The organism is Nocardia coffeae (assembly GCF_019890715.1).
GTDB classification, from domain to species: Bacteria; Actinomycetota; Actinomycetes; order Mycobacteriales; family Mycobacteriaceae; genus Nocardia; species Nocardia jiangxiensis.
In genome coordinates, this window is record NZ_JAINZY010000023.1 from 36,250 (window position 1) to 58,535 (window position 22,286).

Sequence of the window (22,286 nt, forward strand, 5' to 3'; positions counted from 1 at the left end):
CCGCCCGAAGAAGGGGAGAATCTGTATGGCGGACAAGGATTTCCGGCCACTGCTGGCCGATCTGGCAACCGGTGTGTGGCGGTTGAGCAACAAGCTCGCCGACACCGACGCCGACGCGGATCCGGCGAAACTGCTACGCGCGGTGGCCCGCCAGGTCACCTCGATGGCGGATGCACTGGCCGAGGCCGGGATCCAGGTGCAGTCCCATACCGGCGAACCGTTCGACGGCGGTCAAGCGGTGCAGGTGATCGCGTACGCGCCCTCGGCCACGGTGGACCGCGAGCGGGTCGCCGAGACGATCATGCCCACGGTGTACGCCGACGGCCTGGTCGTGCAGATGGGCCAGATCATCGTGGCCACACCGGAGTCGGCGGAACAGGAATCCTGAGTTCGCGCACGCGAATCAGAACGGGTGCCGCCACGTTGTGGCACAACCATTTTCGGAGGAGATATGGCACGGTCGACGGTTGATTTCGGAATCGATCTCGGCACCACCAACAGCGCCATCGCCGTTCTGCACGGCGTCGACGCGGAGGTGATCAAGAACAACGAGGATTCCGACACCACGCCGTCGGCGGTGTGGATCGACAAGCGCGACCGGCTACGGGTGGGCCGGGCCGCCAAGGAACGCAGCGAATCCGATCCGGACAACACCACCTCGGAGTTCAAACTGCGGATGGGCACCGCACAGGAGTCGGTGCGTTTCGCCGCCAGTGCCCGCGAGCTCACCCCGCAGCAGCTCTCCGCCGAGGTGCTCAAGACATTGTGCGCGGATGTCGAACAGCGGCTCGGCGAGAATATCGAGGCCGCGGTGATCACTGTCCCGGCCGCGTTCGACATGAGCGCCTGCGATGCCACCCGCGCGGCGGCCGAGGCCGCGGGCCTGCGCTTCTCGCCGCTGCTGCAGGAGCCGACCGCGGCCGCCCTGGCCTACGGTTTCCAGGCCACCGACGACAACGCCCGCTGGCTGGTGTACGACCTGGGCGGCGGCACGTTCGACGCCGCGGTGATCCAGTTGCGCGACGGCGAGTTCACCGTGCTCAACCACCGCGGCGACAACTATCTGGGCGGCAAACTGATCGACTGGCGGATCGTCGAGGAGTTGCTGATTCCCGCGGCCCGGGAGGAATTCGGGCTGTCCGACCTCACTCGCGGGGCGGCCCGCTGGCGGCCGGTGGTGAACAAGCTCAAGCTCGCCGCGGAGAAGGCGAAGATCCAGCTCTCGCGCGCGCCGATGGAACCGATCGAGATCGAACTCGACGACGGCGCGGGCGAGCGGTTCGAGTTCTACTACGAATTGCAGCGCACGGATGTGGAGCGGCTGGCCGAACCCCTGTTCACCCGCTCGGTCAACCTGTGCCGCAAGGCGCTCGAGGAGGCGCACCTGTCGCCCGGCGACATCGACAAGCTGATCCTGGTCGGCGGTCCGACCCTGTCGCCCTATCTGCGCGAACATCTCACCGATGCGACTCGCGGCCTGGGGATTGCGCTGGACACCAGCCAGGACCCGCTCACCGTCGTCGCCCGCGGTGCGGCGATCTTCGCAGGGACACAACGGATTCCGCAGCTGTCCGCACCGGTGGCCGCGCCCGGCGGATTCACCGTCCAGCTGGAGTACCAGCCGGTCGGACCCGATCGCGAGCCGCTGGTGGTGGGCCGCATCGCCGGGGCCGACGCGGGCGCACTGGACGGCGTGGCCGTCGAGCTGGTCAACGCGGGAGCGCAGCCGCCGTGGCGCAGCGGCAAGATTCCCGTCTCCGACACCGGCGTGTTCACCACGACGCTGTGGGCGGAAACCGGTCGCACCAACACCTTCGAGCTCGAGCTCACCGATGCCGCGGGGCGTCGTCGGGAGGTCACCCCCGCCACGCTGACCTACACCGTCGGCGCGGTCGAGACGCAGCCGCCGCTGATCCACACGATCAGCGTCGGCCTGTCGGACAATACGACGATCCAGTTGATCGAGCGCAATACTCCGCTGCCGGCTCGTGCCCGCAAGCGGCTGCGCACCTCGGTCGCGGTCCATTACGGCGCACAGCGCACCGGGCTGATCCGAATTCCTGTGCTGGAGGGCGAATATGCCCGCGGTGACCGCAACCGCACGATCGGTCATCTGGATATCACCGCCGATCAGATCGAGCGCAGCATCCCCGAGGGCAGCGATCTGGAACTGACCCTGGAGATCGACGCCTCACGCATTCTGCTCGCTCGCGCCTATCTGCCGTATCTGGACGCCGAATTCGAGAACGTCATCGATCTGCACACCGAATCGCGCCCGGACGCAACCACATTGCGCAGCAATACCGAGGCCGAGTTGCAGCGGCTCGACCAGGTCCGCCAGCAGCACGGTGAGTTCGGCAATCCGACCTCGGAGCTGCTGCTGAGCCAGCTCGAGCAGGAGCAGACGGTCACCGACACCCAACACCTGGTGGCCGCGGCGGCCACCGACCCGGATGCGGCCATCGCCGCCGAACAGCGATTGCGTGATCTGCGTGCGGCGATCGATCAGGCCGAGGACGAACTGCTGTGGCCGAGTCTGGTAGCGCGAGCGAAGGAGACGCTCGAATACACCCGCATGCGCGTCCACGAGTTGAACGACGATATGTTTCGGCGCGAATTCGATCAGCACGAGGTCGCGATCCGCGAGGCGATCGACTCACACGAGCCGGATCTGTTGCGGCAGCGCACTTCCGAGCTGGCTTCCATGGTGCGGCGGATTCTCGATCGAACCGGCGAGTTGCAGATCCTCATCTTCGAGGAACTGATCAAGTACCGCGCCGAGATGGTCGACATCGTGCTGGCCGATCGGCTGATCGCCGAGGGGCACTCGGCTCTGGACGCACAGGAGATCACCCGGCTGCGCAATATCAACACTCGCCTGCGCACGCTGATGGCCGATCCCCCGCCGGAGCCCGACCCGTTCAGCACGATCCGATCACTGTGACGGTTCGATCGCGATGATGTTCCGGATGCCCTGTGCCCCAGGGCATCCGGAACGCGTTCCCGGCGAGGCGGGCCGAATCCCGTCCGGCCCGTCGTCGACTCTTGCGGTGATCCCAGGCAGAGATAGGTCTCGAGGATCTCACCCGGCGACTGGTAGGAGTACGTGGCGATGACGCCGGATACGTTGTCGCACAGGGCGGACAGGCCCACGCTCCGCAACACCTTGTATTTGGCGTCCGGGCTGGTGCAGTCGACGACCCGGACCTGATTCGCGCCGGTCTCCTGCAGACAACTGCCGACCTTGGCGTTGTCCACCGTGCGCGAGGTGTCCGCATCTTTGGCCGCCAGGCAGAAGGTGATGCCCCGACCGAGTCCGGCGCCGATGCCCTTGGTGACCTTCAGCTCGAAACTGTAGGTGCGTTCGGTGCCTTTGACGTCCTTGCACGCCATGTTCAGCCCGATCATGCTCTGGGTGTCGCGAGCGAGGACCCGGTAGCGAGCGGTCGCCTCGGTGCAGGTCACCTTCTGCACCGAGGAGCCGTCACTGCCGGTCAGACAATCGCCGATCTGCGCGACGTTCACCGCGTGCGCGGGATCCGCGCCCTTGTCACCGACGCACACGTAACCGTCCTCGTCGCTGTAGTCGTACTCGGTGCCCGCGACATCGATGCAGTCCCCGTGCGGGTGACCGGATCCCGCCCGATCGAGCACGACATAGGCTGCGGCCGAATCGGAACAGGACACCTTGTCGAACGAATCACCGTTCTTCTTCAGGCAATCCCCGTGCTGCACCGAGCCGCTGACGCTACTGCATGCGACGAGGAAGCCGATCGCCGGAAGCACTGCGAACAGAACTGCAGCGCAACGTATTACCGACCGCAACCGCTCCCGCCACGGAATATCTACCGCCCCGATCATGCCGACACCTTCGGCGCACCAGCACAATCGGAGGTGTTCACGATCGGACTCACCACGCCACAACGATGGAAATGCATTCGGTTGTAACCCCCGCGCTCTGAATCTCACCCTGTCGAGTGAGCCACGTCATCCTGACGGCACAGGAGATTACCGACCTATCGACAACCGCAGCCACCCAATTCCACACGTCCGCCCCGATCCGCATCCACTCCCCCGAACCCCACGGCACGACAACTGGTGAGCCTCCGGGATCGTGCCCGAACGATGAGGCAGCCGCTACCGGATCAGGTGCTCGATGACGCCGATTCCGTCGATCTCGAGGCGGAGTTCATCGCCGGGGACGAGCCATCGGCCGAGTTCCATCCCGCTGCCGCCGGGGAGCGTGCCGGTGGCGAACAGTTCGCCCGGGTAGAGCTGTTCACTTCGGGAGACGTGCGCGATCGCCTCGGCGATCGAGTAGCGCATATCGCTGGTTCCGGTGTGTGCGAGGGTATTTCCGTTGATGCTCACCGTCGCGGTGAGCCGGTCGAGACGATCGGCGACCGCCGCGCCCGAAACCGCGGTGGCGGACATCGACGACAGGAAGTGTTTGGACCGCTGCGGGCCGAATCCGGACCGCATCTCCGGCAATTGCACATCGCGAGCGGAGAAGTCGTTCACCACGACCACCGCACCGATCGCAGCCGCGGCCTCCTCGACGCTCGCGTCACGCAGCGGCACGGACAGCACCACGCCGAGTTCCAGCTCGAAATCCAGTGCGCGACTGTAGGTCGGGAACCCGACGGGCATGCCGGACGGGACGATGGTCAGCGCATTCGACATGTAGTAGATCGGCTGGCGATACCACAGCGCGTTCGGGCGGAATGCGGGAAATGTCCGCCGCGTCAACGTTTCGTAGAGCTGTCCGACCCGATACCCGGCAGGCACGAACCGTCGAGCCAGACCACGCGCGGCATCGATGGCGTGCTTCTCGAAAAGCATGAAGTCCCGGAACGACACCGGGCACACCGGCAGCACCACATCCCCGTCGCCCAGTCCCAGACGTTCGTACCGCGCGACTTCGAACTCCGCAGACAGTGCCGCCGGTATCACGAAAGCACCTTCGGCACTGGCGTTTTCGACGCCACTCCAACCGGAGCCACTATCGATCTGCGACTCGATCCGCCGCGCGGCGAGATCGAGCACCCGCCGCAGCCGCGGTGGCGCAACGGGCGCCCCCTTCTGCGCCGCATCGTCCGCAGGACTCATGACATCTCCGTTTCTCGGCTCGGCACCGAAGCTACTCGGCCGAGACTAATCGGCGGTGGAGGTGCGGAGTATGCCGTCCTCGTCGACGGATTCGCTGAAGTCCTCCCAGTCGAAATTCGCGATCGAGAGTTGGAGCACGGCATCGAGCAGGGCGTGCGGGGTGGCGCGGAAGGAACGGGGCTTTTCTTCCGCTTCCTCCGGCTCCGGATCGAGCTCGGTGACGAGTACGGGATGCTCGGGTGAGGCGAGCGTGACCGCATCCACGGTCAGCACGACCGCGTGCATGTCCACTTCCGACAACATCGTGGCCAGGTCGGCGCCGGTCCAACCGTCGAATTCGGGCAGGGCGACCAAGGTGGCGTCGAGCACGATTTCATCGTCCCAGTACTCGCGGGGCAGGGTGATGTCGCGCCACGCCGTCTCCCAGGCGTCGTCGTCGGAGAAATCGGTGCGCACGATCGGGGTCGATCGGGTGTTGAACACCGCTTCCAGCGCGGCGGGAGTGAGCGGACGGGCCGGGTCGACCGGGATGGCGTCGGGACCGTCGAAAACGTATCGGCCGGCGCGCCACAGCACGTCGCCGTCGTCGGTGCGGAGCCGGATCTCACCGCCGGGCACGACGACGAGGTGGTCGGCCGGGCCACCGAGTTCCTCGAGCACAGCCCCCTGCGCATCCCGGACCCGCAGGAATCCATCGTCGTCGAGCGCGAGTTCGGCCGCCGCCCGGACCGAATCGGAGATCCACGCCTGATACCCGTCGGGCTCGAACAGCCGAATCCCGTTGCCGGGCTGCTGGCACAGCACAGCGCCACCGTCCGCGGAGGTCAGGGACTGGCCTCGTAGCGCCTGTCCCCGTCGCAGCATGTCGCCGCGCGGCGGGGTGTGCCCGGTCGCGGCGCAGGGCGCGTGCCCCCCGATCTGCCAGACGGCCGTTCCCTCGGCGTCCAGCAAGGCCAGGGTGCCGTCATCCTGGACGGTCAGTTGTTCCACCCCCTTGCCGGCGGTGTCGGACTGCCAGACCGACGCGCCGCACGAGGTCCGCAGGACCAGGTCGCCGTCGAGCGTCAGATCGACCCAGCCGTCTCCGATCCAGTCCGTGCCGGTCGCCCACACGGCGGTGCGCGTGGCGTTGCAGTAGAGCACCAGATCTCCGTTGTCGTGGTGCAGCAGTGTGTGCGAGCCGGACGGAGAGGTCAGCGACTGGCGACGAAGACGCGAGCCCGGTCCCAGGGCCGGACCGTTGTGATCGTGCGGTCGCGCAGGTGGCGGTATCTCGGTCCACGCCTCGGACCTGGTGCGCCACAACATATTTCCCTCGGCGTCCAGTAGGCATACCGCGAGCTCACCGTCCTGTGACCTGGGCCGCCAGGTCAGGACCGCGCCGTCCCGCGTCATCCACCGCGCCAGTTCGGCAGCGGCGACGAGATAGGAAATGTTCCTCTCCGCACCGCGTAGCGAACCGTCGGGACCGCGTTCGATCCGGTGCGTCACCTCACCGCTGTCGTTTCCGCGGTGGAGTGGGCGTTCGGGGGTGATCCGCGCGACCGGTGCGGAATCCTCGAATGGTGGTTGCGGAGCGCTGGAATCGTCGTCGACGTCGTGCGAGTTCACGCGACGATTATCAGGCACCATGACAATCGTTGCCGGTCAACGTGATCGGCGGCGGGACAGCTCAGCCGCGAATTCGTTGACGCAGGAACAGCGCGGCCCGATCGAGCGCTTCACCGGCCTCGTCGAGCGCGTCGGTGAAGGACTGGAAGACGTGCGGCACCTTGGCGGTGATGTCGAGGATGACGTCGACGTCGGCATCGGAGGCGCGCAGCGCGAGGCGGCGGGCGTCGTCGAGGAGTAGTTCATTCGTGCCGACCTGCACCAGGATCGGGGGCAGGCCGGTGAGGTCGGCGGTGACCGCGGGGCTGAGCAGCGGGTTGCGACGGTCCTGGTCGCCGACGTAGAGGCTGCTCATACGGTCGATGCCCGCCCTGGTGAGCAAGGGGTCCGCGGCGGCCTTCGTCTGCATGCTCCGGCCGGTTCGGGTCGCATCCACGCCCGGGGAGAACGCGAGGATCGCCGCGGGCATCGGCAGTCCGGCGTCGCGGGCGGCGAGCGCGCCCGTGATGGTCAGGCCGCCTCCCGCGGAATCGCCTGCGAAAGCGATGGATTCGGGAGCGTGCCCCTGTTCGAGAAGCTCCCGGTAGGCGGCGACGACGTCCTCGACATCGGCCGGGAACGGATGCTCCGGCGCCAGCCGGTAGTCCAGGGAGATGCCGGAAATCCCGGTCCTGACCACCAAACCGCCGGTGAGACCCAGAGCCGTGCGCGGCGAGCCGACCACATGCGACCCGCCGTGGAAGTACAGCAGGGTTCCGGGGCGAGCGGCGGCATCCGGGGTGACGCGCAGCGCGGGCCGTCCGCCCAGTGAGATCTCCTGTACGCCAATCTCTTCCGGCACCGGCATCGCACTCATGAGGTTCACGAAGTTCGCCCGCGCCGCGTCGACGGACTCCTCCTCTCCGACACCGCCGCCGCGCAGCTGCGCATCGAGGTGTTCGCGCTGAATTGTGGACATCGCCATTCCCTTCGGAGGTTGATTCCACTACAGTACATGCCATGGCAGATACTGCAAGAGAAGATCTTGCCGCCTTGGATACCCTGTTCACCGACCTGGTGCGCGCGGAGACGCGGCTCTACAACGCGGTCGCCGAGCGTCTGAAGGGGCGGGCCGGTGTCGCAGCCGGACACTTCGAACTGCTTCGCTACGTCCGGGATCATCCGGACGCCCGCGTCGCGGATGTCGCCTCGACCTTCGCGATCGGCGTCGGAACGACCAGCAAGATCGTCGACCGGATGGAGAAGCAGGGCTGGATCGAACGTCGCCCGAATCCCGCCAACCGCCGCTCGTCACTGCTCGCGCTGACGCCCGAGGGCGAGGCGGTCGTATCCCGAGCCGAACCCGTCTGGCAGTCCGCCATCCACGAGATTCTCGGCGCGGCCGTCTCACGCGATCAACTGACGACGCTTTCCGCGACCTTCGACGCCCTGCGCGCGGACCTCGAGCGACGCGACCTCGGACTCCCGACCGGATGAGACGAACTCGCGGGAATCGATCACACCGACGGCCACGGTAGATCGAACAGGTTGCGGCCCAACTATTTCGGCGCAGTCACTCGAAACGCACCGGACTGCCTTCCCCCGCCGCGAACTCGGCCAGAGCACGCGCTGTAGGAGTACCGGGTTCGGGGTGCAGCGCCAGAAGTTCGAGACCACCGGCACCCGCGTAACGGAACTTCTCGGCGAGCAGGGTCAGGGGTCCGGCGGTCGGATGGACGATCCGCACCTCGCCCCCGGTGGCCGCGTGCACATCGTGACGCGCCCAGAGTGTCCGGAACTTCTCACTCTTGACCGAGAGCTCCCCGATCAGCCGATGCAATCGCTCGTCGTCCGTATCCGTCCCGACCCGGGCGCGCAGGTGCGCGATCGCCGCGGCGGCGGTCTGCTCCCAGAGCGGGTTCATCTGCTGCGCCCGAGGATCGGTGAATTCCCAACGCAGCCGGTTGGTTCCCGGAATCATGCCCGGAATCAGCGCCTGCGCAACGGCATTGGCGGCCAGGACGTCACCGTACTCGTTCAGGATCACCGCGGGCACGGTGACGGTGCGCAGGAACAGGTCGAGGCTGTACGGCACATGATCGCCCGGCCGTTTCACCGTCCGCGGGGGTTTGCGTCCGGCCAGGGACATGAGATGCTCGGCGCTCTCCGCATCCAGCAGCAATGCCGCAGCCAGAGCGCCGAGCACCGCCGGTGACGGCGTCCGGTCGCGACCGCGTTCGAGCCGGATGTAGTACTCGGTACTGATCTCGGCGAGCATCGCGACCTCCTCCCGCCGCAGCCCCGGAACACGACGAACCGAACCACCGACGGCAAGCCCCACCTCTTGCGGAGTCACCAGTTCGCGACGAGCGCGCAGGAACTGACCGAGGGCATTGTCCATATCCCCACGCTACGTCGCCTTCGAAGCGGCAGGGTGGCCGAATTCTTACCAGGGAACACAGCGGTCTGCCGCACTCGGCGAATCCCGGCCACGCTGGGCGACATGACAGATCGGAACTGGTTCATCACCGGCATCAACAGCGGATTCGGGCGGGAGATGACCGAGCAGTTGCTCGCCCGCGGCGATCGCGTGGCGGGTACGGTCCGCACACCCGGTTCGGTCGATGACCTGGTCGCTCGGTACGGCGAGGCCCTGCGGGTCGCACTGGCCGACGTCACGGATGCCGACCGGCTTCGCGCGGCCGCCGATGACGCGGCCGCCGCATTCGGCCGGATCGATGTCGTCGTGGTGAATGCGGGCTACGGCCTGTTCGGGGCCGCGGAGGAATTCACCGACGAGCAGATCGAGCACCAGATCGACACGAACCTGCTCGGCTCCATCCGGACCGTACGCGCCGCGTTGCCCCACCTGCGCGCGCAGGGTGGCGGCCGGATCATCCAGATCTCGTCGGTCGCCGGTCTGACCGCGAACGCCGGAGCCTCGATCTATCACGCGAGCAAATGGGGAGTGGAAGGTTTCGCCGAGGCGCTGGCCCGGGAAGTGGCGACGTTCGGCATCGAGGTCACCCTGGTCGAACCCGGTGGAGCTCGAACCTCGTTCGCGCACAGCGGTCTTCGACTCGCAGAGCCCATGTCCGCATACGACGGCACGCCCGCCGCGTTCGTGCGTGCGCTCCGGGGCGGCAACGTCCCGATTCCGGGGGATCCGGTGCGGATGGTCACCCGCGTCATCGACAGCGTCGACGAACGTCCCGCTCCGGCGCGTCTGGTACTCGGCAGCGATGCGTATGCGGGAATCACCGTGCAACTGCAATCGCGCCTGGATCAGCTCCTGCCGCAGCGCAGCAGCGCCGCCACAACCGATTTCACCGATGCGGAATCCCCGGAGGGCGTGCACTGAGTTCTCCCCGGATGCCTCACCGATTCTCGTGCAGCACAGCGATTCCGGACTGCAGCAGCGGCTCGACCGTCGCGCCGATGGCTTCGAAACCCTCGCCGACGGTCTGGCCGTTCAAGTGCCGGAAGTGGATACCTTCGCAGATCACCGCGAGTTTGAACGAGGCCAGCGCGATGTAGAAGCCGATGTGCGAGAGGTCGCGGCCGCTGCGTTCGGAATAACGTTCCAGCATTTCGGTTTCGGACAACTGGCCGGGTGCGGCGGCCGCATCGTTGATTCCGGCCAGCTCGAATGCGCTCATTCGCTTGTAGACCTGCAGCAGGCCGACATCGGTGAGCGGATCGCCGAGTGTGGCCATCTCCCAGTCGATCACGGCGGCGATCCGATCCTGCTCGTCGACCAGGACGTTGTCGAGCCGGTAGTCACCGTGCACGATGCCCGTACTCGACTGCGCTGGAACATGTTTCGCGAGCAGAGCGTGTAATTCCTCGGCGGCGGGCAGATCCCGGGTGTACGAGGCGTCGAGCTGTTTCTTCCAGCGCCGGACCTGACGTTCCAGGAACCCCTCGGGCCGCCCGAATTCCGCCAGCCCGACGGCGGCCGGATCGACCCGATGCAGGGCGGCCAGGGTATCGATCAGATCGGCGGAGATGGCTCGGGTGCGTTCGGCGCCCAGCGATTCGAGTTCGGCCGCGGTCCGGTACGGGGTGCCGAGGATCCGTTCCATCACGTAGAACGGCGCACCGATGACGTCGGCGTCCTCGCACAGCGCGTACGCCGCGGGAACCGGGACATCCGTGTCGGCCAGCGCGTTGATCACGCGATATTCCCTGGTCATATCGTGTGCGGTGGCCAGCACATGCCCCAGCGGCGGGCGACGCAGAATCCACACCGAGGTCCCATCGGTGATCTCGTACGTCAGATTCGACCGGCCACCGGCGATCAACCGCCCACGCAACGGACCCCCCACCAGCCCCGGTCGCGCATCACTCAACCATGCGGTGAGCCGATCCGGATCCAGCCCGGGTAGTTCCGCTTCGCCCGGCACCGCATCACCGTGTTCACTCATTCAGGCAGTGTAGAGCGGCGGGGTTGTTCACCCGACCGGGAATAGATGGCAAGCTGCGGGGTAGAGCGAGGAAACACGGCCCAGATCGGACCCAGTCGGATCCAACCCAACGGAGTCGATAATGCTGCTGCGCAGAATTGCCCGCCCCCTGCTCGCTACCGCATTCGTGGTGGACGGAGCGACCATGTTCATCCATCCCGAACCGCTCACCGAGAGCAGGATCGCGGCGAAATCACCGACGGACCCCGCCCGGCTGGTGTGGATCATCGCCGCGAGCCGAATCGGCGGCGGACTGCTGCTCGCACTCGGCGCCGCGCCGCGGGTGGCCGCACTCACCCTGACCGCGACGACGATCCCGGTACTGCTGGCCGAACAGGAATTCCGGTCGGAGAGCGATCCGGAGCGCCGATCCGCCAGGGCGACCGCATTCGTCAAGGACATCGGCCTGCTCGGCGGACTGCTGCTCGCGGTGGCCGACACCGAGGGCAAACCCTCGCTCGGCTGGCGTGGACGGCGTGCGGCACGCGAGGCCGCGGACGCGATTTCCGCCGCGCTGCCCGCGAGAGCGGTCCCGGCAGGCGACAACGCGGTGGCCCGGCATACCCGCGACGTCTTGGAACACCGCATGCACGACGCCCTCGACACCGCCCGTACCTTGGCCGAGCAGGCCCGTCACGAGGCCGTGGACTTCACCAACGCCGCTCGCCCGATCATCACCGATACCGCCAGAGAACGCGGCGCCGAACTCGCCGAAACCGCGCTTCGCCACGGTGAACGCCTGCTCGAGAGCACCCGCACCCGCGGCGCGGAACTCGCCGAAACCACTCGAAACCGTGGCGCGGAACTCGCCGAAACCACCCGGCACCGCGGCGCCGAACTCGCCGAAACCACCCGAAACCGTGGCGCCGAACTCGCGGAGACCGTCAAACACCGTCTGCCCAACACCGCCGCGACGGCCGGTTGACGCGGAATTCCCGAGGCCGGGCCCGTGCGGCCCGGCCTCGAATTCACTCGACCGCCCGTCACCCGACATGTCCGGCCGAAGCGGACAACGATGGGATAACCGCAGGTCATCTCTCGAAACAGGGTCCGTCGTCCGCGGTGGCGCAATCCCACGGCAGGCTCCTGCCGCACGAAAACAGGCCGTCCCGCTGTCGGGACGGCCTGCTGGCACAGGTTCGGTATGCGGATCAGTCGCCGTCGTGCTGGTGGGCGCGCTGGCGCTCCTCCTGGGCCGCGGCCTTGGCGCGCTCCTTTTCCGCCTCGGCCTCCTTCTGGGCCGCTGCCCGCTGCGATTGCGCCCGGTCCTGCTGGGCCCGGCCCTCGCGGCGCAGTTCGTCATCCTCCACGACGACGCCGGCGACCTCCTTGGCCTTACCCTTGACACCTTCGACGGTGCCCTCCAAACCCTCACGGACACCGGTCTTTTCGTGCTCGGACAAGACATCCACCTCCAAATGCCGGATTCGCTGACGCCCTCGCCCTACCCGGGCCCGGCACGCCCAAACATTCCCGCCCCCGAAAACTTTTCGGCAACCGCCACTGTGGGTACCCCAGAACTGTCGCATCATGTGGCAACGAGAGGATCCCCAATGGTCCACGACACAATCGTGGCCGAGGCCGGGCCTCCCCGGTCTCGCCATGGCCCCAACAGCTACGACGACATCGACGCCTGGTTCGACAAACTGGCCGGCTGTGCCGACGACGACCACCACCGCGAGGAGATCCGCACCGAGATCATCCGGCTGTGTCTCCCGCTCGCGGAACATATCGCGCTGCGCTACACCGGCCGCGGCGAGAGTTATGAGGATCTGTATCAGGTCGCCCAGCTCGGACTGGTGCTGGCGGTCGACCGTTTCGACCACACGCGTGGCACATCGTTCCTGTCGTTCGCGGTTCCGACCATCATGGGCGAGGTGCGGCGGTATTTCCGCGACAGCACCTGGGCGACCCGGGTCCCGCGCCGACTCAAGGACCTCCAGTCGCTGGTGGGTCCGGCCACCGAGCGGCTGGCGCAGGACCTCGAGCGCATGCCGACCGCGCGAGAACTCGCCACGGCGCTGTCGGCCGACGTCGCCGACGTCACCCAGGCGCTGGTCGCCGGTAACGCGTATCGGTCGAGCTCACTCGACGACGTGGTCGACGACGAGGACAACGACCTCACCGCCGCAGGCGCCCGGCTCGGTGTCGAGGAACACTGCTACGAACTGACCGAGGACGCGCTGGCCGTGCGTCCGCTCATCGCCGATTTGCCCCGCCGCGAGCGCCGCATCCTGGTGATGCGCTTCTTCGAGTCCAAAACACAGACCCAGATAGCGCGAACCCTGAACCTCTCCCAGATGCAGGTTTCGCGCATCCTCACCCGCACCCTGCGCGAACTCCGCGAACGAGCACTTCCGGCCTGAATCGGTACACGCTCGGGCAACCGGTCACCGCCCGATATCGGCGGTCTGTGACGCTGCCGCAATCATCGCGTGGTCACCGTGGCGAATGCCGCCCACAGTAATGGGGAATCGCATATCGATCGCTCCGCACGCCAGGCGGCCGCACGTTCGCGTTGCCAGCGCATGAGGGACGCGACGGGGTCGGGGTGGTCGTGTGCGGCATCGATGGCACAGATGTTCTCCTGCAAGGGATGTCGGTCTGTGGACGTGCCTGCGAAGCGCTGGTAGGCCAAGTCGGTGGGCAGGGGCCAGCGGCCTGCGGTGACGAGTTCCGCGCCACCGTTGAGCATGGCGGCGAGTAGGCCGAGTGTTTCGCCGAATCGCAGGTCACCGCCGCTCTCGCAGGCGATCAGCGCGACGCGGCTCGGGATCGGCCACAAGTCGGGGCCGTGTCGGGGCTCACCGTCGAGGGTGTGGGTGCCGAGGATGAGGTCCTTGGCCGAGAGCGGGCGATGGGTGCGCTCGGGCGGGGCGAACCCGTGGATCTCGGCCGTGCACGCCAGGTGCAGTCGGGCGTCCTCACTGCGGCCGGACTCCGGCGCCGCCGCGGTCACGTGGCCGACGTAGAGCAGTCGGGATGCTCCGGCTCGCAACGTCTCGCTCAGCCACAACCGATCCTGGTCCTGGCGGCGGAAGACCGCGACCGGATCCGAAACCGCCGGTCGCAGGCGATCATTCGGGAGATATCGGCCGATGTGCCCGGCGAGCGGCAGATCCGCGGACATCCGGCCGAGTACCGAGCCGAGGCCGGAATCGGCGCGGAATCCGGGCACGCGCGGATCCAGGACGGTCACGATCGGCAGCTCGCGCGTCTGCTCCCAGGATCGCGTGGCGAGACCGGGCGCGGGCACCAGACCGGCCGGTGCGAGCTGGCTGACATCGGCGATGTCGAGTAGGCGCAGACCGGGATCCGGGGCCAGCAGTTCCCAGGGAATCTGCGCCGTCCGAGGCGAGGGCTGCCAGCGGATATGTGGACGCACACCACGCACGTGCAGGTCGTACAGCTGGGTGGCGAGCCCGTAGGGAAGCAGGGTGCGCGCGAGAGCCTGGGCCAGATCGTGTTCGGCGTCGTAGTCGGCGAATTCCCCTGTGGTGAGCGACCTTTCGACACCAACAGCCGACGCGTCCGGAAGTGCGGCCCGCACGCGGGCCACGATCGGATCCACCTGCGTCTCGGGGATCACCGACACTCCCGCACCGGCGAACTCGTCCTGCCATCGCCACGATACGTAGAGATCGCCGGCATCGGCCATGCGGACCAGCACCGTCGGCTGTCGCTCCTCGATCACAGCACCAGCACCCGGTCGTCGCGAATACGGCGGCCGTAACGGCGTTCGGCCTCGGCGATGTAGTCCGCCAGGACGATGCGGCCACCGGGTTCGTATCGCAGCCGTGGCGGTGGCGCGATCGAGATCCCCTCCCCCGCAGCGACTTCCGCCAGAGCAGCAGCCAACGTGAGTGCCCCGGTCAGCGGATCGGGTGGTTCCTGCGGCATATCCCAGCGCTCGGCCGGTCCGCCGGGAGCGGGATCGGTGAATTTCACTGTGGCCCCGGCACATCGGGTCTCGATCAGGTCCGAGACCAAGCCTGCCTCGCCGCTGCGAGCGGCGAGCCGGAAGGCGGATCGCATTGCCGGCTCGGCGAGTTCGCGATTCCAGCGGTGCCGTTGTTCACCGCTGAGGAAGGTGTGCCGCACGGCGTCGATCGCCAATGCCGACAGCACCGCCAGGCGCAGCGCCTCCGCGAGCCGGTGCGGATCGGGTCGGGTGTCGTCCAGTGTCGACTCGAGCAGCTGCGCATGCCAGAAGTCGACCTGCGCACAGTGCAGGCCCAGCCCGTGTTCCGCGAACACCCGGAACGATTCGGCGAACAGCCGACTCGCCTCGTCGCGCCGACCGAGCGTGAATGCCACAGTCGCCACCCGAATTCGCGCGTCGGCGGCTTCCAACACCGCGCCGGAGGCGATGAACTGCTCGAGACTGCGCCCGTACAGTTCGTACGCCCGCACATGCGCGCCGTCCAGCTCGGCGACGAAACCCTGTGCCTTGAGCCCGATTCCGGTACGCGGCCCCAGTCCGGACCGTTCGAAAAACGGCTGGCTCGCCGCGAGCATCTCCCGCGCCTGCCCCGCCCGCCCGGACCTGATGTGCATGAGGGCCAGATTCTGCTGTGCTTCCGCGACGCCGTTGTGATCCTGTGCCGCGGCGAACGCCTCGAGCGCCTGCTGTGCGAAGTCCGCGCCCAGCTCACCGCGTCCGGTCTCGAAGTAGGCGGCAGCCAGATTCATCAGCGGATGCCCTGCCAGATGTGGCGCGAAATACCTTGCGGTATCCAATGATTCGGTAGCCAGGTCGATCGCCTCCGCCCACTGCTGATGATGGATCGCCACCGCGGTGCACGACAGCAGGCAGGCCACCCGCAGCATGCCCTGGTCCGGATCGTCGGCGAGCAAGGTTCGCGCCTCGTTCAGCGCCGTCTGCGCTCCGTCCAGGTCGCCGAGATGTTGCAGTGCCTGCGACATGTTGACCAGAGCGGTCGGCCGCATCGCGCCGATACCGCCGGGCATCTCGGCCAGGGCGGTCCGGAACCAGGTCACCGCACGCTGATGGTCACCGAGCTCGTCGGCCATGCTCGCCGCATTCACCATGGCCGACAGCCTGATTCGTCCCGAGGTGGACTGCACGGCGGCCTCGAAGATGCGCAGGGCTCCGGCAGCATCCCCGTTCCGGTAGGCAGTGGCGCCTGCTTGGAGTGGTTCGTGCTCGTCGGACTCGGCGTCGGTCATCTCACGACTCCATGGATCCGGTGATTTCCGCGCTGCGACGCCCGCGCGGCAGGACCGGCGATCGTGCGAAAGCCGTCCGCATGTCAGAAGTCCGTCTCGGTGGCGGCGGCTGCGATCTCGGCCAGCAGCAGAGTGTCGTCGGGCGCATCGGCCGCATCCCGTAAGCGGGCCGTCACGAAATCTCGAATCTGCCCGCGAATTCGCAGCTCGTCCCGGTCGGTAGCAGCGGAGGTGCCCACGCCGGGCACATAAATGCCAACTGCCACAGCGGATTCCCATCCGGTCGGCGCGGGTGCAGTACCGGTCCACGTGTCGTCGGTGAGAGTCAACTCGACCTCGGTGGCGGCAGCGGTGGTGCGCACCAGAGCTCGCGGCCGCAGATGTGGCGGCACACCGGAATTCGTCTGCGGTGCGGCCACTACGACGACCTCGACCGCCGTATCACCCGATCGCCGCCGCGCTTCCCAGGACACCGCGCGTTCGGAGGCATCGACGATGCCGGGCGGGCAGCGACGCCAATCCCAGCCGCCGACGCCCCGGGCGACAACCAGAGCGTCGGTCGCAGCTGCACCCGGCCCCGCGGCGAGCGCGTAGTTTTCGGCGCGATCCGCGATGACAGGCGCACGTTCCTCCGGCTCGACCGCATCGGCCCCGTCCACGAGACGCTCGCATTCGGCGGTGAGAGTGGCGATGTCGAGTTCGACGAGCCGCTGCTCGAGCGGAGGAATGCCGTCCAGCGTGGAAGCGGGCCACCACCGTGAAGCCCAGTGCGCGTAGCCGAGTTTGCGCGCACTCGCCCACAGCGCGGGCAGGCCCGGCTCGGCCACGGATTCCGTTGCTACACCATCGAAATCATCGACAGCGAGCGCGACCTGCTCGCCGTACACCGCCCAGATCCACTCCTGTGCGATATCCGGATCATCGAGTACGGCTGTCGGAATCGGTTGTCCGGTAAGGACACTCCACGCCAGATGCCCGCCGCGCACCTCCAGCACCGCGACATCCAGCCCCGCGATGCCCTCTCCCGGCACCGGGCCTGTCTCGGGCCCGACGATCAGTGTGCCCGCCGGGCCGCTGCGCACGATGATCCGATCCGTCATCAGCTGGCCCTCGATTCCGTCGAATCCGACTGTTCTCCTGATGGATTCGCACTCAATGCCTGTTTCACCCGCATCCGGTGATCGAGCATCACGGATCTGGCGACGCCGTCGAGAACATCCCAGAACTCACCGATATCCGACAGCGGCAACTCACGCACGTCACGGCCGTGCAGCCGAACCCACAGCCGCCGCAGATAGGGCCGCCACGGCATCCGCAGATCGGCAGCCACCACGGCCAACGGACCGCCGGGCTCGTCCTCGGGCCGCACCGCGAGCCGACGAGCCTGCAACACATACGCCTCTCGACGCCAACGCCCGTTGATCACCTGCTGCGCAACCGATTCGCCGGTCGGGGCATTCTCCAGCGGCCGAAGTCCCAGCGCCAGAACAACACCCGCAGCGGCCGCAAGTCGCAGCGATTCGTCCAGCAGCGCCCACGGCGCACAGCTGCGCGCGATCTCCGCGCCGACCAGATCGGGCACGGTCGGCAGATCGGCCCGGTCCAGCGCCGCCTGCAGCACGGTGAAGACCCGTTCGTAGATCGACCGATCGAACGGCCGGGCCAGTGTGGCCGTGGACGCGGTCGACCCGAGCGGCGGAGGCGGCGGGACCGGATGTTCGGTCAGGCCGAGATACTCCGCGCCGGGCTCTGTTTCGGCCGACCACAGCCGGATTCCCGAATGGGTTCCGGCCCGATCGGCCAGCAGTTCGCCATGTACCGAATCCCCCTCGGCCCGAACGGTTCGACCGCGCGTGGCGGCGCAGACGTCGAGTAGCGCATTGAATTCTGCTGTGCGGTCGCGGAATTCGATCTCATGCAGCGGCCTTCGCCCCCAGGCGACCCGGATCGAGCCGAGCAACTCCGCCGCACGAGCCGGTTCGGTGAGGTACTCGCGCAGCGCCCGGGTGGTGCGCCCAGCCGTGAACCCGTGCAGCTCCAGCAGCGTCGATTCGGCGATCTCGTTGTCCCGCAATCGGTCCGGTACCCCACCGGCGGTCGCGAGCTCGAAACACCGCTGGAAGTACAGATCCTGCGGATTGCCATCGGTGATCCGCAGCGTGCGCCGGACCTGTTTGAGCAGGGTGAACCATTCGGCGGTGGCCCGCAGCACCGGCCCTGCCGCATGCAGCCGGGCAGTCACCTCGGTGACGCCCTCGGCCGTGAGGATCGGGCCCGCGCACAACGGATTCTGCACCGGGCGCAGCACCAGCGGGTCCAGGATCAGTTTGACGGTGCGGCGCAACGGCCCGCCCTGCGCCCCGCTCAACGCCGCCACACCGTCGAGGGCACGCCAGGCCTCGTCCAGCACCATGTCCCGTGGGCGTCGCATTCGCTCAGGTTAGACGGTATTTCCGAGGCGCTCCACCGAGGGGCGCGCGACCGCGAATCCCACGGCCGGACACGGAAAACCTGGGATCGGTAGGGAGCGAATCGTTTCTAGATTTTCGGCATCGGCTCCACCCCCGCGAGCCACACCGATCCGGAGGAATCATGAACACCACATCCGCTCGCCTGTACGTCACCGCTCTCGCCGCCTCCGCCGGCCTCGTTCTGTCCCTGACCGGGTGCAGCAGTTCGTCATCGCCCGCACCCGCACCCGCGGCCTCTGCCACGCACCCGAGCACCGCAGCAACCGCGCCCGGCTCCTCGACCCTGTCCGTCGACGGCAAGTCGGTATCCGGCACCTTCACCACCACCTGCGTGAATCAGAGCGGCCTGCTCGCCCTGGCGCTGACCGATACCGGTAACGCCATCTACGGCAATCTGGCTGTGAGCGCGACCGTCTCGGGCGGCAATTCGGTTCAGGCGGTGGGCATCACCGGCAGCAAGGGCGGTTCGTCGAGCCTGCCGTACGCGATCGGATTCGGTAAGGGACTGCCGGGTGGTTCGGCGGCGGTCACCAAGAACGGCAACACCTTCCACGTCACCGGCGAGGGCGTCGGCACCCCGGACCCGAGCAATCCGATGGCGCAGGTCAAGTCCTCGAAGTTCGACATCACCTTCGCGTGCCCGACCGTGATCGGAGGCTGAGATGACCACCAGAATCCGCGCGCTGACCCTCCTGGCCGCGGTCGCGGCGATCGGGTACTACCTCTGGCACGGGCTGACCTACCGCTCCGAGGGGCTCGCAGGTGACGAGCTCGGCTGGGGCGGCTGGCAGATGGCACTGCCCATCATCGCGCTGACCACCGTCCCGATCGTCTTCGCGTTCACCGGAGAAGGTATCGCCCAGGCGTTCACCGGCCGCAACAGCGCGGCGTTTCGTACCGGGCCGGTCGGCATCGCGACGGTGACCTCCGTCCAGCAGACCGGGGTGAGCATCAACGATCAACCCCAGGTCCGCCTGGAGTTGACCGTCGAGGCCGCGGACGGCCACACCTTCGATTCCCACGCGAAGGTCATCGTCCCGCTCACCGAACTCGCGCTGTTCCGCCCCGGCGTCGTGCTCCCGGTCCGCTACCTGCCCGGCCGAACCGACAAGGTCGAGATCGACCGCTCCGGCGATCACACCGCAGCGCAGAGCGCCTGGAACGAAACCATGATCCGCCGCGGCCTGACCACCCCCGCCAAACTGGACATCGCCGCCCGGGGAACGCCCGCCCAAGCGGTCGTCCAATCCCTCTCGGTCCCCGGCGAAATCCGCGACGGCTACACCAAGGTGACCCTGGACCTGGCCGTAACCCGTCCCGACGGCACCACCTTCACCACCCACACCGAAAAGTTTCTTCCCCCGGCCGGCATCGACCTGGTCCAGATCGGCCGAATCGTGAAGGTGCACTACCTCCCCGCCGACGAACAGGACGTCGTCCTGTCCCTGCCCGTCCAAACCTGAACCAGCACAGCGAAATCCGCTGCCGCTCCCCGAGCCGCAGCGGATTTCACATGCCCGAACCACATGCGCGCACACCACCAGCGCTCGATACGAGTCCATCGGCACCGTAATTCGATAGCTGACTCCGAAATAGATTCTATTGAGCAACTTCATATTTGATATCAGTCCATTTGCCTCAGCGATGAATTGGAATGCTCAAAACACTTGGCGCACAGCAATTTTGGGTATTTTCTGGCGTTTTCGCGTACGGTGTCCGACATGACGTCCGATCCCTCCAATCCGCACGACGCGCTGATTCGCAAATTACTGTCGAACCCCGATGACGCCGCGGCGGAAATACGGCTGATATCACCGAAAGATATTGCGGACCGGCTGGATTGGGATGCAATGGAACGGATGGACGGCTCGTTCGTGTCCGCCGATCTGCGGGCACAGTACAGTGATCTGCTTTTTCGCACCCGGATCAAGCGGGGTCGGCAGCGCGCGTTCGTCTACCTGCTGCTGGAACATCAGAGCACGCCCGATCCGTTGATGGCCTTCCGGATACTCGAGTACCAGATCGCCATCATCCGAAAACATCTGCGGGACTTCGGGAAACGTGGAAAGAAGAAGATGGATCGGATACCCGCGGTCCTGTCCCTGGTCGTGCACGCCGGACCGAAGGGAGTGCACTGGAACGCCCCCTTGGAGGTCAGCGAACTGTTCGACCTGGACCCGGACACCCGTGCGGCGATGCAGGACTACCTGCCTCGCATGCGGTATCTGCTCGACGATGTCAACGCGATCGACACACCCACACTGCTGGCCCGCCCCGGCACTCCCCGCAGCCGACTGGCACTGGCGCTGGTCAAGACCACCGGTCGCGGCCGCATGATCCTGCTACCGACCCTGCCCGACCTGGTCCCCGACGTGCTCACCCTCCTGGAAGGCCCCGACGCCAGGGAGGATTTCCAGGTGATCGTCACGTACATTGAGGGAGTCGGCAAACTACGCCCCGACGAGCTCGAATCCTTCGCCGATCAACTCGACCCCATCGCCAAGGAGATCATCGTGACAACCGCCGAAATGCTCCGAGCAGAGGGGGACGCACGTGGCCGCGCGGCAGTACTACTCGAGTTGCTGACCGACAAGTTCGGCCCGCTGGAGTCATCGACCGAGCAGCGGGTTCGAACAGCCGATATCGAACGGCTGAAGGTGTGGACCGGGCGCGTGCTGAGGATGGCGACTCTCGACGAAGTGCTCGTCTGAGAGCTTGACCCAGATGCCGAAGAAGCTCGTCATGACAACCGCCCAAATGCTCAGAGCCGAGGGCGAAGCACGGGGTGAAGCACGCGGCCGCGCTACTCGAGTTGCTGACCGAGAAGTTCGGCCCACTGGAGCCATCGATCGAGCAGCGGGTTCAAGCAGCTGATATCGAGCAGTTGAGGCTGTGGTCGCGGCGGGTGTTGCGGGCAGCCACCCTCGAGCAGACTCTCACCTGAGGGCTTGCGGCGCTGCGGCCGGGTCGAGCGGCGATTTCAGGGGACGAACAGAAGCGGCTCAGCGGCGGGCGGGGCCGAGTAGGTACTGGGTACAGCGGAAGATGGCGATGGTTCTCGGGGTGTCGGATTCGGCGGATTTCGCGGTTACCTTCGCGTCCCAGAACTGGGTGCTGCCGCCTCGGTGGGCTGCGGTGGCAAGGGCGGTCACGGTTTCGCCGTCGAAGGCGGTGCCGAGGTGGTTGGATTTCAGTTCCAGGGTGGTGAAGCCGGTTTTTCCCTCAGGGAGGGAGGCCAGGCATCCGTAGCCGCAGGCGGTGTCGGCCAGGGCTACGACGGTGCCTGCGTGGATGGTGCCCGCGGGGTTGAGCATGTCCTTGCGGACCAGCAGGGTTGCTTCGATATCGGGGTTCGGGCCATCCCCGACGTGGCGGAAGCGGATGCCCAGAAGTCCGGGCAGGCCCGGGAGGGGCAGGTCGACGGCCTGGTCGTCGGGCACGGTTACACCATCCTTCGTGG

The 22,286-nt window shown here is 67.0% G+C and carries 21 protein-coding genes and 1 pseudogene; 10 read left to right on the top strand and 12 right to left on the bottom strand.

The features are described from left to right. The first annotated feature begins 25 nt into the window (after positions 1-25). Both K7711_RS44005 and K7711_RS44010 read left to right on the top strand, forming a co-directional pair. On the top strand, positions 26-388 hold the full coding sequence (locus K7711_RS44005) for a hypothetical protein (protein WP_222978569.1): 363 nt from the start codon (positions 26-28) through the stop codon (positions 386-388). 63 nt (positions 389-451) lie between these two features. After that, on the top strand, positions 452-2,944 hold the full coding sequence (locus K7711_RS44010; RefSeq protein ID WP_222978570.1) for an Hsp70 family protein: 2,493 nt from the start codon (positions 452-454) through the stop codon (positions 2,942-2,944). Between the two features lie 125 nt (positions 2,945-3,069). Here the strand turns inward: K7711_RS44010 and K7711_RS49585 are convergent. From K7711_RS49585 to K7711_RS44025, 4 genes and pseudogenes are all read right to left on the bottom strand, one after another. Further along, positions 3,070-3,861: pseudogene (locus K7711_RS49585) on the bottom strand (LppU/SCO3897 family protein); the annotation flags it as partial. Between the two features lie 276 nt (positions 3,862-4,137). Then, the gene (locus tag K7711_RS44015; RefSeq protein ID WP_222978571.1) at positions 4,138-5,109 is read right to left on the bottom strand and encodes a fumarylacetoacetate hydrolase family protein; all 972 of its coding nucleotides are present in this window, start codon (positions 5,107-5,109) and stop codon (positions 4,138-4,140) included. 45 nt (positions 5,110-5,154) lie between these two features. Then, the gene (locus K7711_RS44020; protein WP_222978572.1) at positions 5,155-6,720 is read right to left on the bottom strand and encodes a DUF6924 domain-containing protein; all 1,566 of its coding nucleotides are present in this window, start codon (positions 6,718-6,720) and stop codon (positions 5,155-5,157) included. Between the two features lie 61 nt (positions 6,721-6,781). After that, the gene (locus K7711_RS44025) at positions 6,782-7,678 is read right to left on the bottom strand and encodes an alpha/beta hydrolase (RefSeq protein WP_222978573.1); all 897 of its coding nucleotides are present in this window, start codon (positions 7,676-7,678) and stop codon (positions 6,782-6,784) included. A gap of 41 nt (positions 7,679-7,719) precedes the next feature. Between K7711_RS44025 and K7711_RS44030 the strand changes: the two genes are divergently transcribed. Beyond that, entirely contained in the window at positions 7,720-8,196 is a 477-nt protein-coding gene (locus tag K7711_RS44030) for a MarR family winged helix-turn-helix transcriptional regulator (RefSeq protein ID WP_222978575.1), read from the top strand. Positions 8,197-8,272: 76 nt separating this feature from the next. On the opposite strand, the gene K7711_RS44035 is transcribed toward K7711_RS44030, so the two are convergent. Then, a complete protein-coding gene (locus K7711_RS44035; protein WP_222978576.1) occupies positions 8,273-9,100 on the bottom strand; it encodes a helix-turn-helix transcriptional regulator in 828 nt (275 codons plus the stop codon). A gap of 102 nt (positions 9,101-9,202) precedes the next feature. Here K7711_RS44035 and K7711_RS44040 point away from each other — a divergent pair, with 102 nt between their 5' ends. Then, positions 9,203-10,060 (top strand): SDR family oxidoreductase, encoded by an 858-nt coding sequence (locus K7711_RS44040; RefSeq protein WP_222978578.1) that lies wholly within the window; start codon positions 9,203-9,205, stop codon positions 10,058-10,060. Between the two features lie 16 nt (positions 10,061-10,076). Here K7711_RS44040 and K7711_RS44045 read toward each other — a convergent pair whose 3' ends face one another. After that, entirely contained in the window at positions 10,077-11,126 is a 1,050-nt protein-coding gene (locus K7711_RS44045) for a phosphotransferase family protein (protein WP_222978580.1), read from the bottom strand. A 121-nt stretch (positions 11,127-11,247) separates the two neighbouring features. Here K7711_RS44045 and K7711_RS44050 point away from each other — a divergent pair, with 121 nt between their 5' ends. Then, positions 11,248-12,090, top strand: a complete 843-nt coding sequence (locus K7711_RS44050) for a DoxX family membrane protein (protein WP_222978582.1) — start codon at positions 11,248-11,250, stop codon at positions 12,088-12,090. Positions 12,091-12,316: 226 nt separating this feature from the next. Here K7711_RS44050 and mbp1 read toward each other — a convergent pair whose 3' ends face one another. Then, positions 12,317-12,568, bottom strand: a complete 252-nt coding sequence (mbp1, locus tag K7711_RS44055; protein WP_222978584.1) for a microaggregate-binding protein 1 — start codon at positions 12,566-12,568, stop codon at positions 12,317-12,319. A gap of 150 nt (positions 12,569-12,718) precedes the next feature. On the opposite strand from mbp1, the gene K7711_RS44060 reads away from it, so the two are divergent. Further along, positions 12,719-13,531 (top strand): SigB/SigF/SigG family RNA polymerase sigma factor, encoded by an 813-nt coding sequence (locus K7711_RS44060; protein WP_222978586.1) that lies wholly within the window; start codon positions 12,719-12,721, stop codon positions 13,529-13,531. 62 nt (positions 13,532-13,593) lie between these two features. Here the strand turns inward: K7711_RS44060 and K7711_RS44065 are convergent, their stop codons facing one another. The 4 genes from K7711_RS44065 to K7711_RS44080 all read right to left on the bottom strand — a co-directional run bounded on the left by K7711_RS44065 (position 13,594) and on the right by K7711_RS44080 (position 18,768). Beyond that, positions 13,594-14,823 (bottom strand): hypothetical protein, encoded by a 1,230-nt coding sequence (locus K7711_RS44065; protein WP_222978690.1) that lies wholly within the window; start codon positions 14,821-14,823, stop codon positions 13,594-13,596. Between the two features lie 32 nt (positions 14,824-14,855). Beyond that, positions 14,856-16,355, bottom strand: coding sequence for a tetratricopeptide repeat protein (locus K7711_RS44070; protein ID WP_222978588.1), 1,500 nt, complete (start codon positions 16,353-16,355; stop codon positions 14,856-14,858). A gap of 83 nt (positions 16,356-16,438) precedes the next feature. Continuing rightward, the gene (locus K7711_RS44075) at positions 16,439-17,455 is read right to left on the bottom strand and encodes a hypothetical protein (RefSeq protein ID WP_222978590.1); all 1,017 of its coding nucleotides are present in this window, start codon (positions 17,453-17,455) and stop codon (positions 16,439-16,441) included. Continuing rightward, positions 17,455-18,768, bottom strand: a complete 1,314-nt coding sequence (locus K7711_RS44080; RefSeq protein WP_222978692.1) for a hypothetical protein — start codon at positions 18,766-18,768, stop codon at positions 17,455-17,457. Before K7711_RS44080 ends, K7711_RS44075 begins: the two co-directional genes overlap by 1 nt. A 179-nt stretch (positions 18,769-18,947) precedes the next feature. Here K7711_RS44080 and K7711_RS44085 point away from each other — a divergent pair, with 179 nt between their 5' ends. The 4 genes from K7711_RS44085 (at position 18,948) to K7711_RS44100 (ending at position 21,770) form a co-directional block, all read left to right on the top strand. Continuing rightward, positions 18,948-19,487 (top strand): lipoprotein LpqH, encoded by a 540-nt coding sequence (locus K7711_RS44085; protein ID WP_222978592.1) that lies wholly within the window; start codon positions 18,948-18,950, stop codon positions 19,485-19,487. A gap of 1 nt (position 19,488) precedes the next feature. After that, positions 19,489-20,289 (top strand): hypothetical protein, encoded by an 801-nt coding sequence (locus tag K7711_RS44090; RefSeq protein WP_222978594.1) that lies wholly within the window; start codon positions 19,489-19,491, stop codon positions 20,287-20,289. A gap of 258 nt (positions 20,290-20,547) precedes the next feature. After that, on the top strand, positions 20,548-21,537 hold the full coding sequence (locus K7711_RS44095) for an Rpn family recombination-promoting nuclease/putative transposase (RefSeq protein WP_222978596.1): 990 nt from the start codon (positions 20,548-20,550) through the stop codon (positions 21,535-21,537). Positions 21,538-21,611: 74 nt separating this feature from the next. Then, entirely contained in the window at positions 21,612-21,770 is a 159-nt protein-coding gene (locus tag K7711_RS44100) for a hypothetical protein (protein ID WP_222978597.1), read from the top strand. Between the two features lie 58 nt (positions 21,771-21,828). Here the strand turns inward: K7711_RS44100 and K7711_RS44105 are convergent, their stop codons facing one another. Next, a complete protein-coding gene (locus K7711_RS44105; RefSeq protein WP_308015211.1) occupies positions 21,829-22,266 on the bottom strand; it encodes a PaaI family thioesterase in 438 nt (145 codons plus the stop codon). Positions 22,267-22,286 lie beyond the last annotated feature (20 nt).

Coding starts and splice junctions, on each gene's coding strand:
- K7711_RS44085 (WP_222978592.1), top strand. CDS start 18,948: ATGAACACCACATCCGCTCGCCTGTACGTCACCGCTCTCGCCGCCTCC.
- K7711_RS44025 (WP_222978573.1), bottom strand. CDS start 7,678: ATGTCCACAATTCAGCGCGAACACCTCGATGCGCAGCTGCGCGGCGGC.
- K7711_RS44095 (WP_222978596.1), top strand. CDS start 20,548: ATGACGTCCGATCCCTCCAATCCGCACGACGCGCTGATTCGCAAATTA.
- K7711_RS44005 (WP_222978569.1), top strand. CDS start 26: ATGGCGGACAAGGATTTCCGGCCACTGCTGGCCGATCTGGCAACCGGT.
- K7711_RS44040 (WP_222978578.1), top strand. CDS start 9,203: ATGACAGATCGGAACTGGTTCATCACCGGCATCAACAGCGGATTCGGG.
- K7711_RS44070 (WP_222978588.1), bottom strand. CDS start 16,355: ATGACCGACGCCGAGTCCGACGAGCACGAACCACTCCAAGCAGGCGCC.
- K7711_RS44065 (WP_222978690.1), bottom strand. CDS start 14,823: ATGGCCGATGCCGGCGATCTCTACGTATCGTGGCGATGGCAGGACGAG.
- K7711_RS44060 (WP_222978586.1), top strand. CDS start 12,719: ATGGTCCACGACACAATCGTGGCCGAGGCCGGGCCTCCCCGGTCTCGC.
- K7711_RS44075 (WP_222978590.1), bottom strand. CDS start 17,455: ATGACGGATCGGATCATCGTGCGCAGCGGCCCGGCGGGCACACTGATC.
- K7711_RS44035 (WP_222978576.1), bottom strand. CDS start 9,100: ATGGACAATGCCCTCGGTCAGTTCCTGCGCGCTCGTCGCGAACTGGTG.
- K7711_RS44080 (WP_222978692.1), bottom strand. CDS start 18,768: ATGGTGCTGGACGAGGCCTGGCGTGCCCTCGACGGTGTGGCGGCGTTG.
- K7711_RS44045 (WP_222978580.1), bottom strand. CDS start 11,126: ATGAGTGAACACGGTGATGCGGTGCCGGGCGAAGCGGAACTACCCGGG.
- K7711_RS44030 (WP_222978575.1), top strand. CDS start 7,720: ATGGCAGATACTGCAAGAGAAGATCTTGCCGCCTTGGATACCCTGTTC.
- K7711_RS44090 (WP_222978594.1), top strand. CDS start 19,489: ATGACCACCAGAATCCGCGCGCTGACCCTCCTGGCCGCGGTCGCGGCG.
- K7711_RS44010 (WP_222978570.1), top strand. CDS start 452: ATGGCACGGTCGACGGTTGATTTCGGAATCGATCTCGGCACCACCAAC.
- K7711_RS44015 (WP_222978571.1), bottom strand. CDS start 5,109: ATGAGTCCTGCGGACGATGCGGCGCAGAAGGGGGCGCCCGTTGCGCCA.
- K7711_RS44050 (WP_222978582.1), top strand. CDS start 11,248: ATGCTGCTGCGCAGAATTGCCCGCCCCCTGCTCGCTACCGCATTCGTG.